This is a genomic window from Flavobacterium suzhouense (assembly GCF_042684765.1).
Classification (GTDB): domain Bacteria; phylum Bacteroidota; class Bacteroidia; order Flavobacteriales; family Flavobacteriaceae; genus Flavobacterium; species Flavobacterium suzhouense.
In genome coordinates this window covers 153,335-168,565 of sequence record NZ_JBHUMD010000007.1, presented here as the reverse complement: position 1 = coordinate 168,565, position 15,231 = coordinate 153,335, and the positions used below count along the sequence as shown (strand labels likewise).

General features: G+C 40.0%; 11 protein-coding genes. 7 read left to right on the top strand and 4 right to left on the bottom strand.

Annotated features, from left to right (window positions below):
• Positions 1-20: 20 nt before the first annotated feature.
• Positions 21-2,816: a 2-oxoglutarate dehydrogenase E1 component gene (locus tag ACFSR3_RS06020; RefSeq protein ID WP_379820162.1), complete on the bottom strand. Its 2,796-nt coding sequence runs from the start codon at positions 2,814-2,816 to the stop codon at positions 21-23.
• Between the two features lie 115 nt (positions 2,817-2,931).
• On the opposite strand from ACFSR3_RS06020, the gene ACFSR3_RS06015 reads away from it, so the two are divergent.
• Complete coding sequence (locus ACFSR3_RS06015; RefSeq protein WP_379820161.1) at positions 2,932-3,468, top strand: hypothetical protein; 537 nt, start codon at positions 2,932-2,934, stop codon at positions 3,466-3,468.
• Here ACFSR3_RS06015 and ACFSR3_RS06010 read toward each other — a convergent pair.
• Genes ACFSR3_RS06010 through ACFSR3_RS06000 form a run of 3 tightly spaced genes read right to left on the bottom strand, consistent with a single transcriptional unit; the run spans position 3,465 to position 5,168 of the window.
• Positions 3,465-3,836 carry a hypothetical protein gene (locus ACFSR3_RS06010; RefSeq protein ID WP_379820160.1) on the bottom strand — a complete coding sequence of 124 codons (372 nt, stop codon included), beginning with the start codon at positions 3,834-3,836 and terminating at the stop codon, positions 3,465-3,467. The two genes, ACFSR3_RS06015 and ACFSR3_RS06010, sit on opposite strands and share 4 nt — an antisense overlap.
• A 4-nt stretch (positions 3,837-3,840) precedes the next feature.
• Complete coding sequence (locus tag ACFSR3_RS06005) at positions 3,841-4,194, bottom strand: hypothetical protein (protein ID WP_114758163.1); 354 nt, start codon at positions 4,192-4,194, stop codon at positions 3,841-3,843.
• Positions 4,194-5,168 carry a polyprenyl synthetase family protein gene (locus ACFSR3_RS06000; protein ID WP_379820159.1) on the bottom strand — a complete coding sequence of 325 codons (975 nt, stop codon included), beginning with the start codon at positions 5,166-5,168 and terminating at the stop codon, positions 4,194-4,196. The genes ACFSR3_RS06005 and ACFSR3_RS06000 overlap by 1 nt, the downstream gene beginning before the upstream one ends.
• Positions 5,169-5,514: 346 nt before the next feature.
• On the opposite strand from ACFSR3_RS06000, the gene ACFSR3_RS05995 reads away from it, so the two are divergent.
• The 6 genes from ACFSR3_RS05995 to ACFSR3_RS05970 all read left to right on the top strand — a co-directional run bounded on the left by ACFSR3_RS05995 (position 5,515) and on the right by ACFSR3_RS05970 (position 15,205).
• Positions 5,515-6,114 carry a TetR/AcrR family transcriptional regulator gene (locus tag ACFSR3_RS05995; protein ID WP_379820158.1) on the top strand — a complete coding sequence of 200 codons (600 nt, stop codon included), beginning with the start codon at positions 5,515-5,517 and terminating at the stop codon, positions 6,112-6,114.
• Positions 6,115-6,194: 80 nt separating this feature from the next.
• Entirely contained in the window at positions 6,195-6,791 is a 597-nt protein-coding gene (locus tag ACFSR3_RS05990) for a TetR/AcrR family transcriptional regulator (RefSeq protein WP_379820157.1), read from the top strand.
• Between the two features lie 26 nt (positions 6,792-6,817).
• Positions 6,818-8,179, top strand: coding sequence for a TolC family protein (locus ACFSR3_RS05985; RefSeq protein WP_379820156.1), 1,362 nt, complete (start codon positions 6,818-6,820; stop codon positions 8,177-8,179).
• A 5-nt stretch (positions 8,180-8,184) separates the two neighbouring features.
• A complete protein-coding gene (locus ACFSR3_RS05980; RefSeq protein WP_379820155.1) occupies positions 8,185-9,249 on the top strand; it encodes an efflux RND transporter periplasmic adaptor subunit in 1,065 nt (354 codons plus the stop codon).
• A 45-nt stretch (positions 9,250-9,294) separates the two neighbouring features.
• A complete protein-coding gene (locus tag ACFSR3_RS05975; RefSeq protein ID WP_379820154.1) occupies positions 9,295-12,468 on the top strand; it encodes an efflux RND transporter permease subunit in 3,174 nt (1,057 codons plus the stop codon).
• Positions 12,469-12,772: 304 nt separating this feature from the next.
• On the top strand, positions 12,773-15,205 hold the full coding sequence (locus ACFSR3_RS05970) for a TonB-dependent siderophore receptor (protein ID WP_379820153.1): 2,433 nt from the start codon (positions 12,773-12,775) through the stop codon (positions 15,203-15,205).
• Positions 15,206-15,231 lie beyond the last annotated feature (26 nt).

Here is a 15,231-nt window from a genome sequence, read left to right as displayed (position 1 = left end):
GAAAATCAAAAGTACGATAATTAATTAAATAAGTTTTTGTCAAAAACCATAGCGATAGCTGCTGCATGACGTTTTTTAGAACGTGTGTAGCTACCTGCCGCAGGTGCACTGTATGCTTTTGGAGCCGCAAGCCTGAACTTAACTTCGTTAAAGTTCATAAGCATGTAGCTGTAAGCACCCATGTTTCTTGGCTCTTCCTGTGCCCACACATAATCATTGGCATTAGGATACTGTGCTATGATTTCTTTGATCTGCTCTACCGGAAGCGGGAACAGTTGCTCTATCCTTACAAAGGCTACATCGTCACGCTTAAGGTTTTCTCTTTCAGCAATAAGGTCATAGTAGAACTTACCTGTACAGAACACAAGCGTTTTTACTTTCTTAGCGTCTGCTGCAGGGTCGTTTATCACTTCCTGGAAGCTGCCGTTTGCAAACTCATCAGCAGAAGAAACCACTAACGGGTGACGTAGTAAGCTCTTAGGTGTAAACACGATAAGTGGCTTACGGAATGTAGTTTTCATTTGTCTTCTTAACAAGTGGAAGAAGTTAGCCGGCGTTGTACAGTCTGCCACATACATATTGTGGTTTGCACAAAGCTGAAGGTAACGCTCCATACGCGCCGAAGAGTGCTCAGCACCCTGGCCTTCGTAACCGTGAGGCAATAGCATCACAAGTCCGTTTTGGTTGTTCCATTTATCTTCGGCAGCAGAGATATACTGGTCAAGCATGATCTGCGCACCGTTAGAAAAGTCACCAAACTGCGCTTCCCAGATGGTAAGTGTTTTAGGGCTTGCAAGGGCATAACCGTAATCAAAACCTACAACACCATATTCTGAAAGCAGCGAGTTAAATATGTGGAATTTACCTTTCTGGTCTTTCAGGTGGTTAAGAAGAATTACTTCTTCTTCTGAATCTTCAACTTTTACTACCGCATGACGGTGAGAGAAAGTACCCCTCTCTACGTCCTGTCCTGAGATACGAACATCATATCCTTCTGTCATCAATGAACCGTAAGCAAGCAATTCGGCCATAGCCCAATCCAGCTTATCGGTATCAAAATACATCGTCTTTCTGTCGTTGATAAGCTTTTGTATCTTATTAATGAATTTTTTATCAGAAGGAAGTTCTGTAATCACTTTTGCGATATCGGTAAGCATGTCTTTAGAGAAAGTCGTGTTTACCTTTTTAAGCATTTCCTGCTCGTCAGCCTGAGCATAACCTTCCCACTCGTTCTGCATGAATGGAGTGATGATAGTAAGCTCTTTCTTTCTTGAAGCCTCAAGATTCTCTTCAAGAACTGCTTTGTATTCTTTTTCAAGACCACCTACATAATCCGCAGCGATAATGCCGTCAGCTATAAGCTTCTCAGCATAGATATCTCTTGGGTTTTTATGTTTAGCAATGATCTTGTATAGTTTAGGCTGTGTAAAACGAGGCTCATCACCTTCGTTGTGGCCATATTTTCTGTATCCTAAAAGATCGATAAATACATCACTGCCAAATTCCATTCTGTAATCAAGCGCAAACAACATAGCATGTACAACAGCTTCTGCATCATCTGCATTTACGTGAAGTACCGGCGAAAGCGTTACTTTAGCGATATCTGTACAGTAGGTTGACGAACGTGCATCAAGATAGTTGGTTGTAAAACCAACCTGGTTGTTTACCACAACGTGGATTGTTCCTCCTGTTTTGTAACCATCAAGCTTAGCCATCTGAACGATCTCATAAACGATACCCTGACCCGCTACGGCAGCATCACCGTGTAACGCGATAGGAAGCACTTTAGAGAAATCGTCGGCATAATGCCTGTCTTGTTTTGCTCTTGCGATACCTTCTATAACCGCACCTACAGTTTCAAGGTGCGAAGGGTTTGGCGCAAGGTTGATATTTATCTGTTTACCGTTTCTTGTTTTCTTGTCAGCTGTAAGACCAAGGTGGTATTTTACGTCACCATCAAAAAGGGCGTCGTCATCATAGTCTTTACCATCAAACTCACTGAAGATATCTGAAGTCGACTTACCAAATACGTTAGCAAGAACGTTAAGGCGACCACGGTGAGCCATACCCATTACAAACTGCTCAACGCCTTTGTCTGCCGCACCTTCAATAAGTGCATCAAGAGCAGGGATAAGCGACTCACATCCCTCAAGAGAGAAACGTTTCTGACCTACATATTTAGTATGAAGGAAGTTCTCGAAAGAAACTGCCTCATTTAATTTACCAAGGATATTTTTTTTCTGATCAGCAGAGAAAGAAGGCTGGTTAGCGTTAACTGTAAGCCTGTTTTGAATCCACTGTCTTACCTGCGGATCACGTATGTACATATACTCAACACCAATGTGCTGGCAGTATACCTTACGAAGGTGATCTACGATTTGGGCAAGAGTAGCGTTTTGAAGACCTACCTCTTTACCTGCATCAAACACAGTATTAAGATCGGCATCTGAAAGACCGAAGTTCTCAAGTGCTAATGAAGGAGTAAAGATCCTCCTATCCCTAACCGGATTGGTTTTGGTAAACAGGTGGCCACGAGTGCGGTAGCCTTCAATAAGATTTAGCACCCTAAATTCTTTCTGAAGTTTTTCAGGGATACCTGAATAATCAGATACCGGCTGAGTTGCGGTAGCAGTAGCTGCTCCGGGAGCGTCAAGAGTTTCAAATCCGCCTCCGTACTCTACAGTACTACCAAAATCAAACCCCTGGAAAAAGCTTCTCCAGCTTGGTTCAACGCTGTCCGGATTCTCTATATATTGATCGTATAAATCTGCAAAAAAAGCAGTATGTGCTGCGTTTAAAAAGGAAAACCTGTCCATACCTATGTCTTTATGACCTTTGTTTTTAAAAAATTTTATGCAAAAGTACAATATTTGTAATAATCTTTCAGTGTTTTTTATATATTTATATTTCAAACCTCACATACTATCCGCCATGAAATCAGACATCTTAAGTTTTTTAACAAAAGCTGCACTAACCATAAGTTTTTTTATGTGTTTTACAGCCGTTAACGCACAACAAAATGATTTTTGGAGCAAGGTACGTTTTGGAGGCGCCATAGGAGCCGGTTTTGGAAGCGGTTATACCGATGTAACCCTTGCGCCACAGGCTATTTACCAGTTTAACCAATATGTTGCTTTAGGCGTAGGAATACAGGGAAGCTACTCCGAACAAAAAAACCTCTATTCATCATGGATGTATGGCGGGAGTGTAATAGGATTATTCAATCCAATCCCACAGGTGCAATTATCAGCAGAGTTAGAACAACTAAGGGTAAACCTCGATGTAGAACCGGATCGGTTTGGCATGTATGATGGTTACAGCAGGGATTTCTGGAACACAGGATTATTTTTGGGTGCCGGTTACAATACCGGAAATGTTATTATAGGCATCCGTTACAATGTATTGTTTAACGACAACGATTATGTATACAGTGAAGCCTGGATGCCGTTTGTAAGAGTTTATTTTTAATCCGACCCCCAATAAAACAGCTTTCCTGTTTTGAGGTCAATTTCAAAATAATCATGCTTTGCATAGGTTACATGCAATTTATCCTTATCGATATTTATATATCGGATTTTACGCTCTCCAATAACTTCAGATGTGAACTTCTCTGTAAAATTTACTTTCCATTTTACCTTACCACTTTGTTGATAAGCCGTAATCACATTAAGATCGTTTTCAACATAATAAACAACATCCTTATACTTTATCCCTCTCTTATCAGTCTGATAAAAGTTTAGTTCTTTTTTGGTTGTAAGCTTTGTTACATCATAAGGGAGTTTATCCTGAACCAGGATATTACCCAGAAGAACCAGAAAAAGAAGAATGTTTTTCATAGCATTAATACCTATTCCTAAACCACACTTTCTGCCATTCCCTTTTCAGTACCAAAAAAGCTACTTGCTCAGCAAGTTCGGCAATATCGCTGCCGTTTAAGGCTTTGATATCTTTTTCGGGTACATCTATAATATAGAGAAGGTTCAGGTATTCGGCAAACTTATGCTGAATGAGGTTGTAGATCTTATCCTGCACACCCAACTTTAGATTGATAGGCGTAATCTCAATAGCAAAATCTACGGGTTCGTTAGCCAGTGTAAAATCTTTATTCAATTGCTCTACAAGTTTTATGTAAAGCTGCTCTTTTTGTGCTTCCGAAAGCAAAAGGTCGGTATTAAGAGGTGCTGTAAACGTCATTATACATTTCTTTGCATCAGGCTTTCGCCAAAGTTTTTCAGTAATGCTTTTTTATCTTCGGCTATATCCAGCTTTTCTAAAGTTGCAAACGCTTTATAGGTATAGTCTTCTATAGCCTGTTTTATTGTAGCATCGGCACCGGTATGCCTGAAGATATTTTTAACCGCTACTACCTTATCACTATGATCTTCCGGCTGAACCGAGAACCATTGCAATAAATTTTGCTTTTCAAACTCGTTAGCCTGCGCCAAAGCCTTTAGATAAAGATATGTTTTTTTATTCTCGATAATATCACCGCCTATTTGTTTACCAAATGTTGCCGGATCACCAAAGGCATCCAGGTAATCATCCTGAAGCTGGAAGGCTATCCCAAGATTAAGTCCGAAGTCATATATAAGATCACAGTTTTCCTGAGATGTTTTAGCAACAATCGCCCCCATTTTCATGGCTGCACCTACAAGTACCGCTGTTTTATACTCAATCATTTTAAGATATTCCGGTTCGGTAACATCGTTTCGCATTTCGAAGTCAACATCCCACTGCTGGCCTTCGCACACTTCAAGTGCTGTTTTACTGAACAGTTTTGCCAGCGAACGGAAGGTTTCAGGCTCATACTCTTCAAAAAACTGATACGCCAGTATCAGCATCGCATCACCCGAGAGAATTGCCGTATTAAGATTCCATTTTTCGTGTACAGTCTGGTTACCACGTCGCAACGGAGCATCATCCATAATATCATCGTGCACCAGCGAGAAGTTATGAAACATCTCTACCGCCACAGCCGCCGGAAGCGCTTCTTTACAATCGGCACCAAAAATATCGGCCGTCATCAGCGTTAGCACCGGCCTCATACGTTTACCGCCCAGAGACAGTATATATTGTACAGGTTTATAAAGATCTACAGGTTCTTTTTCAAAGGATGTGTTTGCAAAGTAATCGGAAACTATTTGCTGGTAATGTGCTATAGGGAGCATTTATCTAATTTTTCTGCTAAAATACCCCTTTTTCCTTTTCCTTTCAAAAGTTTATGTAATTCTTAAAATCCTGTTTATTTTATAACATCATACCAAATGATTTGACCTTACAGTAGAGACGTTGCAGTGCAACGTCTGCCATTTTCACCCTAACATCGATGTGATAGACGTTGCAGTGCAACGTCTCTACAGAAAACAAAAATCTTCAAAGTCAAAACATAAACTGCAAAACATTGTCTTTTAACAGTTTAAAAACAATCTTCATTCTTAAAAAAATCAAAAACTTTGGAAACTTTTTTGGTTTTAAAAGTTTCCTTGTGTACATTTGCCCCGAAATTTGAATTTAATGAAAGAGACTATCCTACAGAAAGCCAATGAGATGTACATGACTTTAGGCTTTAAAAGTGTAACCATGGACGATATTGCTAACGAACTGGGCATATCTAAAAAAACCATTTACCAGCATTATGCCAATAAGAACGAACTGGTACAGGCAAGTACATTTTATCTTTTTGAACAAATATCTGACGGGGTAGACAAAATATGCGATTTAAATAAAAATGCCATAGAGGAGATCTTTACAATACGAACTTTTCTAAGCAGAAAACTGAATAACGAAACAACGTCCCCCTTTTATCAGCTCCAAAAGTTCTTCCCCCAGACCTTTTTTACTTTACACGCAAAACAATTTGAAAAAATGCACGGCTGTATGCTTCAAAACATACAAAAAGGAATTGAAAGTGGACTTTACAGACCCGATATAAACATTGATTTTGTATCCCGTATTTACTTTACCGGTCTTACCGGCATCAAGAATACGGAAATCTTCCCAACAGAAGTATATGAAGTAAATGCGTTGACAATACAATATCTGGAATATCATTTAAGAGCAATTTCAACCAGGAAAGGGCTTGATGTACTTATAGAAGAGTTGAAAAAATATTAACAAAATATTAACATATAACAAGGCGAAAAACGCATTAATTTTGCATTGACAATTTTGTCAAACATAAAAGTTAAACAAATATGTTAGTTAAGGAAACGGATCAGGATACAGAAAAGCTGATAATGGAAACCGCCAAGAACATATTCTTTGGCGAAGGACGCTTTAATGCGACCACACAGGAAATTGCCGATGCCGCAGGAGTAAACCGTACACTTATAAACTATTACTTCAGATCGAGGGATAAGCTTTTTGAGATTGTATTTGAAGATGCCCAAAGGCAGGAACAGGAATTAAGTGAGCAGATATTGAACACAAACCTCCCTTTAAGAGAGAAAGTAAGCCAGCATCTGGATAACTTTTTTGAACAATCAAAAAAGTACCCATACCTAGAGATATATATGGTAACGCAGGCCAATCAGGGATGCGCATTTAAGGACAAAGACAAGATGGGACCTCTGCTGGACAAATTTTACCTGGAGATTGCCCTTGAAATGGATAAAGGAAACATCGAAAAGATGAGGCCGGAACAATTTGTGTTGAATTTTATCTCGCTAATGTCTTTCCCTATTTCTATGAGACCACTGATTCAGGAATCCATGAGCCTTACCAAAGAATATTATGACACACTCCTTAGCGAACGTAAGGAAATTATAATCAGAACACTTTTTAAACAATAATCATCATCAATAAACACAGTTAGACCATGAAAATCATAAATGATTTTAAAAGCCTCACGGCAAAGGGACTTGCTTTGCTTACGGTTATATTGGCGATTCCGGGGATGCAGGCGCAAACAGCACCTGCCCAGGAACTCACGCTAAAGGACGCCGTAAACTATGCATTGCAAAACAAGCTCGAAGCAAGAAAGGCAAAATTAGCGGTAGAGAACGCTGAGTACCAGATTCAGGAGGTACGATCAAGAGCACTACCAAGCATTTCGGCAAGTGGAAACCTTACCTATAACCCAATCATACAGCAAACGGCTGTGGATTTTGGACAGGGCACGCAACTTTTGGCATTAGGCCAAAAATGGAGCTCGGTAGCAGGTGTAAGCCTTACCCAAAACATCTTCGACCAGTCGGTGTTTACAGGTTTGCGTGCTGCGAAGACCACGCGTGAATTCTATCAGGTAAATGCAGAACTTACCGATGAGCAGGTAATAGAAAGGGTAGCCAACAACTACTATAATGTATATGTGCAACGCATACAGGTTACTGTGGTAGACAGCAACTATGTAAACACGGTAAAAATTCGTGATATCATTAAAGGTCAGTTCGACAATGGCCTTGCAAAAAGAATTGACCTGGACCGAATTAATGTAACCGTTTCTAATCTTGATGCTGAACGTACACAACTACGCAGCAACCTTGAGCAACAGGAAAATGCGCTTAAATTCTTTATCGGTATGCCAATTCAGACAGCTATAGTTTTACCGGACACCCAATTTGAGGTTACACCGCAATCGCTAAACGATACTCCGGATACTACCCAGCTTCCGCAATATCGATTAATGCAAAAGCAAAAAGAGCTGTATGAGTTCAATAAAAAAGCAGTACAGGCAGCATATTACCCTACGCTATCGCTAACAGCAGGTTATAATTATATTGGTCAGGGACCTAAAATGCCTTGGTTTCAGCTTTCATCTGCCGGTGTATACTGGACTGACTTTTCGGCTATTGCAATGAATTTACATATCCCAATTTTTACAGGTTTTGGTACTCGTGCTAAAGTAAGACAGGCCGATATAGACATTCGCGAAACGGAAGAAGATCTTAAAGACACTAAGCTTTCGCTTGACCTGGCTTATTCGAATGCTAAATCACAAATGGTAGTAAGCCTTACCAATATTGCCAACCAGAAAGAAAATGTAAAGCTGGCTCAGGAAGTACTTGACGATGTTCAGAACAACTATCAAAACGGCCTTGCATCATTAACTGACCTGTTAGATGCAGAGACCAGTTATATCACGTCACAACGTAATTATACAAACGCACTGCTTACCTATAAACTGGCAGAAGTGCAACTTATAAAAGCTAAAGGAGAATTAAAAACCTTAACAAACTAATCCCCATGAAAAAAGTAATCTATATATTGGCAGGTGTAGGCGTAATCGCTCTTGGCGCCTTCATACTTAATAAAAACAAAGCAAAAAATGATGCCGAAACTGCTGTAGTTTCGCAAAAAAATAACTCGGTTGCTGTTAAGGCTACAACCGTTAAAAACGAAAAACCTAATACTGATTATATCGCTAACGGTACTTTTGAAGCTGCTCAGCAACTTGAATTCCCTGCCGAGAACAATGGCCGTGTGGTAAAGGTTTTAGTTGACGAAGGTGATGCCGTACGCGTTGGCCAGGTACTTGCTGTAATAAAAGGAGATAATCTTTCTATTGAACTTCAAAACACGCAAACCGCTTACCAAACTGCTGTTGCCGACAACGCCCGTTATGAAAATGCTTATAAAACCGGTGGTGTAACAAAACAACAACTTGATAATGCTAAGCTTAACCTTGCTAATGCAAAAGCACGTTATGACCAGGCTAAAGTAAACTTTGGTGATACTTCTATCAAATCAAGCATAAATGGTATTGTAAATAAACGTAACATCGAACCGGGATCGGTAGTATCTCCGGGTACTGTATTGTTCGAACTTGTAAACGTTTCTACACTTAAGCTAAGAGTTACCGTTACAGAACAACAGGTGGCAACTCTAAAACTTGGCACTCAGGTACCTGTAAGCGTAAGCGTTTATCCTGACAAGCAATTTACAGGAAAGATCACTTTCATCGCTCCTAAAGCTGATGCATCATTAAACTTCCCTGTTGATATTGAAATCACTAACAACCCTAACAACCAGATTAAAGCCGGTATGTATGGTTCGGCTACATTTGGCAATAAAGACAATTCTGGCCAGGCATCAGTACTTACCGTACCAAGGGTAGCTTTTGTGGGTGGTGTAGGAAACCGTCAGGTATTTGTAGTTAACGACAGTGTTGCCAAACTTATAAAAGTAACTCCGGGACGCATCTTTGGAGAAGAGGTAGAAATCCTTGGCGGCCTTAAAGAAGGCGATGTGGTAGTAACCAGCGGTCAGATCAATCTGCAGGATGGTACAAAAGTTAGTGTTATAAAATAACCACCCGCCTTAGCTTAAGCAAAAGGCAACCAATAAAAACTTAAAATGAAATTAGCAGAAATATCCATAAAACGTCCAACACTTATTATAGTGTTGTTCATCATACTTACGTTAGGGGGGCTATTTAGCTACAGCAACCTGAGCTACGAGCTTATCCCTAAATTTGAAATGAACGTGATAACCATTTCTACTGTATATCCGGGAGCATCGCCGGGTGAGATAGAAAACACGGTTACAAAGAAAATTGAAGATGCCGTATCATCTCTGGAACTTGTAAAAAAGGTAGAATCTAAATCGTACGAAAGCTTATCGCTTGTAATGGTAACATTAGAGTCTGAAGCAGATGCCGACTACTCCCTTAATGATGCACAGCGTAAGATAAACGCTATTGAAAAAGATCTTCCTGAAGATGCCGATCCTCCGGCTCTTGTAAAGTTCTCACTGAGTGACCTTCCGATCATTACTATGGGAGCAACTTCAAAAATGGATGAAGTTGAGTTCTATGACCTCCTTGACAAAAAAATTGAACCTATCCTTGCCCGTGTTCCGGGTGTGGCTCAGGTTACACTTGTAGGTGGCCAGGAACGTGAAATTCAGGTTAACCTGATAGAAGACAAACTGAAAGGTTACGGTCTAAGCATTGCCCAGGTACAGCAGGCTATTCTTGGCAGTAACCTTGACTTCCCTACCGGTAGCGTTAAAACACGTGAAAGCTCAATGCTTGTACGTCTTGCGGGTAAATACCGTAGCGTAGAAGAAATGCGTAATCTGGTAGTATCATCTAAAAATGGAATCCAGATACGTCTTGGACAGGTTGCCGATGTACAGGACAGCCAGAAAGAAGCGGATAAGATTGCCCGTGTAGACCAGGGTAGTGCTATTGCGGTTCAGATTACCAAACAAACCGAAGCGAATGCCGTTCAGGTGAGTGAGGATATTCGTATTGCCATTGCTAAAATTGAAAAAGATTATGCCAACCAAGGATTAAAACTTGTTGTAGCTAATGATACCTCTGAATTTACCCTTGTTGCTGCCGATGCGGTTATCCACGATTTATTTATCGCGGTTTTCCTTGTGGCTTTCGTAATGTTGTTTTTCCTTCACAGTTTAAGGAATGCACTTATTGTAATGGTATCAATTCCGGCATCGCTTATCGCTACTTTTATTGGTGTTTACCTTATGGGGTATACCCTAAACTTAATGAGTTTACTTGGACTATCGCTTGTGGTAGGTATTCTTGTGGATGACGCCATTGTGGTATTGGAGAACATTTACCGCCACATGGAAATGGGTAAAAGCAGGATTCGTGCTGCCTATGACGGTACTGCCGAAATTGGGTTTACCGTAATGGCTATTACTCTTGTAATTGTCGTGGTATTCCTTCCTATTGCAATGAGTTCGGGTCTGGTATCTAATATTATTACACAGTTTTGTGTTACTGTAGTTATCGCCACATTATTGTCACTATTATCATCGTTTACACTTATCCCATGGTTATCATCACGTTTTGGTAAACTGGAGCATATTACAGGAAAATCACTATTCGGACGTATTATCCTTGGTTTCGAGAAAGGTCTTGACCGTTTTACACACTGGGTTACCGACATTCTTAAATGGTCGCTTAAAAGCCGATGGACAAAACTTGCCAGCCTTGGTGTAGCAATTTTTCTTTTCATAGGTTCCCTTATGATTGCCGGAACCTATGTAGGTGGTGAATTCTTCGCTAAACTGGACAGGGGACAATTCATTGTTCAGATGGAACTCCCAAAAGATGCTTCGCTAGAGCAAACGAACTTTATGACTCAGGAAGCTGAAAAATTCCTTGCCAGCAGACCTGAAGTAAAAAGTATCATCACAACAGTAGGACAAACCAGTGAGGGTTTTGCAGGTGTACAGAGTACAGCTTATAAATCGGAAATTACCGTTACTCTTGTAGATGAAGAGCACCGTGCAGATAACTCTTTCGTATATGCTGCTAAAACCAAACGTGAACTTGAAAAAGTATTGGTAGGTGCTAAAATTAAAACCGTACCGGTAAGTATCATGGGTGGTGCCGATGATGCTCCTATTGCTCTTACCGTAACAGGTAACGACCTTGAAAGCGCTATGGAGTGGGCAAATAAAGCCGCTGCCGAACTTGCTAAAATTCCGGGTGCTACCGAGATAAAGCTAACATCTGAATCAGGTTCACCGGAGGTAAACGTTCAGGTAGACCGTGATAAAATGGCTGCTTTAGGCCTTGACCTGCAAACCGTAGGTATGACTATGCAAACTGCCTTTAACGGTAATACCGATGGTAAATTCCGTGCAGGACAGTATGAGTATGACATCAACATCCGTTTTGGTGAAGAGAACCGTATGGACATTAACGATGTACGTAACCTTACTTTTATAAATAATGCCGGACAGGAAGTGAAGCTATCACAGTTTGCAGCTGTAACAGAAGGTTCAGGACCATCATTACTTGAAAGACGTGACAAGAGTGCTTCGGTTACTGTACAGGGACAGTCGGTAGGACGTCCTGTAGGTGCTGTTATTGCGGACTGGCAAAAAGTATTTGAAAAAATGGAACGTCCAATGGGTGTAAGCTACGTATGGGGTGGTGATATGGAGATGCAGGAAGAAGGATTCGGTACATTGGGTATCGCGTTACTTGCCGCTATCGTATTGGTATACCTTGTAATGGTTGCACTTTATAACAGCTTTGTATATCCATTCGTGGTATTGTTCTCGGTACCGCTATCGTTCATCGGGGCATTGCTTGCACTGGCGTTAACAAACAACTCATTAAATATATTCACGATACTTGGTATCATCATGCTTATTGGTCTGGTATGTAAGAATGCGATATTACTTGTAGACTTTACCAACCACCGTAAGGAAGCCGGCGAGACTACTTTTAATGCACTTGTACAGGCTAACCACGCCCGTCTTCGTCCAATCCTGATGACGACTATTGCGATGGTTATCGGTATGATTCCAATTGCATTGGCAAAAGGTGGTGCTGCACAGATGAACAATGGTCTGGCATGGGTAATCATCGGAGGACTTGTGAGTTCGCTATTCCTTACCCTTGTAATTGTACCTGTTGTGTACTCTATATTTGATAGTTTGATCAGAAGATTCTCTAAAGGCGAACCTATTGATTATGAAAAAGAAATGGTAGCCGATTATGAGCACAGGGAACTGAGCGAAGATGGCTTTACCGCAAAACACTAAAGTTTAGAGTTTAGAGTTTAGATTTATATAAAAGGGGGGCTGTGTATAATACACAGCCCCCTGCTTTTTTGTTATTTTTTTGTGAACCGGAGAGAAAAAATTGATTAATCCTGCCCTTTTAGCTGAATTAAATCGAATATAAAGTTTCAATTTTTATGGTATCACAAAAAAAACTGCAAAATTTATAGATAGAAAACATTTTGAAAGAGGATAAACTTTTTATTTAGAATAATTAAAAATAATATTGTGTAATTGGTTATTGGCTATTACTTTTGCATGCGAAAACAAGATAACCATCATAAAAATGAACACAATTACATTTAAGAAAGTTTTGTTCTTCCTAATGACTTTTGTTACCATAACAATGGCAGCCCAGGAAAAAGGAAAAATAAACGGAACAATCTCTCTAAGCGGTAACACACCTGCCGAGAACATCTCTGTAGCTTTAAAAGGTACTGCTTATTCGGCCGTTACAGGTGCAAATGGTCAGTATGAAATTAGAAACATCAAACCGGGAACGTATACTTTACGTGTTTCTGCAGTAGGAATCTCTAATGTTGAAACCAGCGTTACTGTTGCTGCCGGAGAGAATGTTAAAAAAGATTTTACTCTTACAGAAAGCCAGGAACAACTTAATGAGGTAGTGATTAGCGGCAACGTTAACAGATATTCTAAAAAAGAAAGCGTAACAGTATCCCGCTTACCACTAAAAAATCTTGAAAACGCTCAGGTTTACAACGTAGTTACTAAAGAATTAATGACCGACCAGCTGGTAACAAACCAGGATGATGCTATTAAAAACATACCGGGTGTATATCAACTTTGGGGTTCTACAGGCCGTGCCGGAGACGGTGGTTCATATTTTGCATCGAGAGGATTCGTAACTCAGGCGTTGGTAAGAAATGGCGTTGCAGGAACTGTAATCGCTAATAACGATGCTGCTAACATTGAAAGCATTGAAGCTATAAAAGGCCCATCGGCTACACTATTTGGTAGTATACTTACTTCTTACGGTGGTCTTATAAACCGTGTTACTAAAAAACCTCATGAAACTTTTGGCGGTGAGGTTACATACCAAACAGGAAGTTTTGGATTTAACCGTGCTACTATAGATGTTAACACACCGGTTAGTGAAGACAAAAAAGCACTTTTCAGACTGAATGCGTCTACAACTAAATCACAGACCTTCCAGGATTATGGAATGAATAAAAGCTTCTTTTTTGCTCCATCCTTTACATATAAATTCAGCGACAAACTAACTGCAACGATTGAAGGAGAATTCTTTAACCAGGATGCAACAGGAATGCACCTTATCTATCTGGACTGGACAGCAACTCCATCACAAATAGGTATTACTAATGCTAAGGATTTAAAATACGACTTTAAACGTTCATTAAACGGAAGCGATTTTATAACACAAACTAAGAGCCGTAACATCTTTGCAACAGTAGATTACAAAATCTCAGACAGCTGGAAATCGCAATCGGTAATTACATCTGCCAACAATGAAGCTGAAGGTCCGGGTGTATGGTTATACCTGCTAAACACCACACAGATGTCAAGAAACGCATGGGGCTTCCAGGGTTCTTCTAATGCTATCGAATTCCAACAAAATTTTATAGGAGACTTTAGTATAGGTAAAATGAGAAACCGAGTAGTAATTGGCGGAGACATTTACCACACTAAAGGATATACTAATATTACTTATCTTCCAAGCGGAGGTTACCTATTTGACATCGTAGATTACAATGGTACAATACCAAACTACAATGCATTTAATCAGAATAATGTTCAGGCTCAGCTTGACCAGTCAACTAACGTATACAACAGCGGAACAAACCTGAGCACACATAGCGTTTATGTAAGCGATGTACTTAATATTACACCTAGTCTTCTTATCTCTGCAGGTGTACGTTTTGATAATTTTGAAAACAGAGGTAGCTATAGTGCGGTTACAAACACAACATCGGGCGGATTCTCTCAAAATGCTTTCTCTCCTAAATTTGGTATCGTTTACCAAATCATAGAAGAACAGGTATCTGTATTTGGTAACTACCAAAACAGTTTTAAAAATGTGCTTAACCCTAACCAGGGGAGTACACAGCCTAATGTCAATACCGATACATTTAAACCGGAACACGCTAACCAGATTGAGGTGGGTGTAAAACTTAATGCCTTTAAGAACAAGCTTAATGCTAACATAAGCTATTACAATATCAAGGTAGAAGATATTGTAAGGACTAACGCTTTGAACCCTAACTCATCTATTCAGGATGGAACACAAAAAAGTGAAGGATTTGAACTGGAAATAAATGCTAACCCAATTCCTGGATTAAACATTGTTGCCGGTTATGCTTATAATGACAGTAGACTTGAAAAAACAGAAGCTAACGTAAATGGCCTTCGCCCTACTACAGCGGGTCCTCAAAGCTTAGCTAACCTTTGGATAAGCTACAAACTTCCAGTAGAAACTATCGACGGCCTTGGTATCGGTTTTGGTGGTAACTATGCTGACGAAACTCTTATTTACAACCAATATGTTTCAACCGGAGCAAGAGAGACATTCAAGCTTCCATCATATACTGTGCTTAATGCATCATTATTCTATGACAAACCTAAATACAGGGTGTCATTAAAAGTAAACAACCTTACAGACGAGCTTTACTTTAACGGTTACACAACAATCAATGTTCAGGCACCACGAACATTTATGGGAGGTGTTACTTATAAATTCTAAAACAATTTAAAAACATCTTCCTCCGG

Coding starts and splice junctions, on each gene's coding strand:
- ACFSR3_RS06005 (WP_114758163.1), bottom strand. CDS start 4,194: ATGACGTTTACAGCACCTCTTAATACCGACCTTTTGCTTTCGGAAGCA.
- ACFSR3_RS06020 (WP_379820162.1), bottom strand. CDS start 2,816: ATGGACAGGTTTTCCTTTTTAAACGCAGCACATACTGCTTTTTTTGCA.
- ACFSR3_RS05980 (WP_379820155.1), top strand. CDS start 8,185: ATGAAAAAAGTAATCTATATATTGGCAGGTGTAGGCGTAATCGCTCTT.
- ACFSR3_RS05985 (WP_379820156.1), top strand. CDS start 6,818: ATGAAAATCATAAATGATTTTAAAAGCCTCACGGCAAAGGGACTTGCT.
- ACFSR3_RS06010 (WP_379820160.1), bottom strand. CDS start 3,836: ATGAAAAACATTCTTCTTTTTCTGGTTCTTCTGGGTAATATCCTGGTT.
- ACFSR3_RS06000 (WP_379820159.1), bottom strand. CDS start 5,168: ATGCTCCCTATAGCACATTACCAGCAAATAGTTTCCGATTACTTTGCA.
- ACFSR3_RS05970 (WP_379820153.1), top strand. CDS start 12,773: ATGAACACAATTACATTTAAGAAAGTTTTGTTCTTCCTAATGACTTTT.
- ACFSR3_RS05995 (WP_379820158.1), top strand. CDS start 5,515: ATGAAAGAGACTATCCTACAGAAAGCCAATGAGATGTACATGACTTTA.
- ACFSR3_RS06015 (WP_379820161.1), top strand. CDS start 2,932: ATGAAATCAGACATCTTAAGTTTTTTAACAAAAGCTGCACTAACCATA.
- ACFSR3_RS05975 (WP_379820154.1), top strand. CDS start 9,295: ATGAAATTAGCAGAAATATCCATAAAACGTCCAACACTTATTATAGTG.
- ACFSR3_RS05990 (WP_379820157.1), top strand. CDS start 6,195: ATGTTAGTTAAGGAAACGGATCAGGATACAGAAAAGCTGATAATGGAA.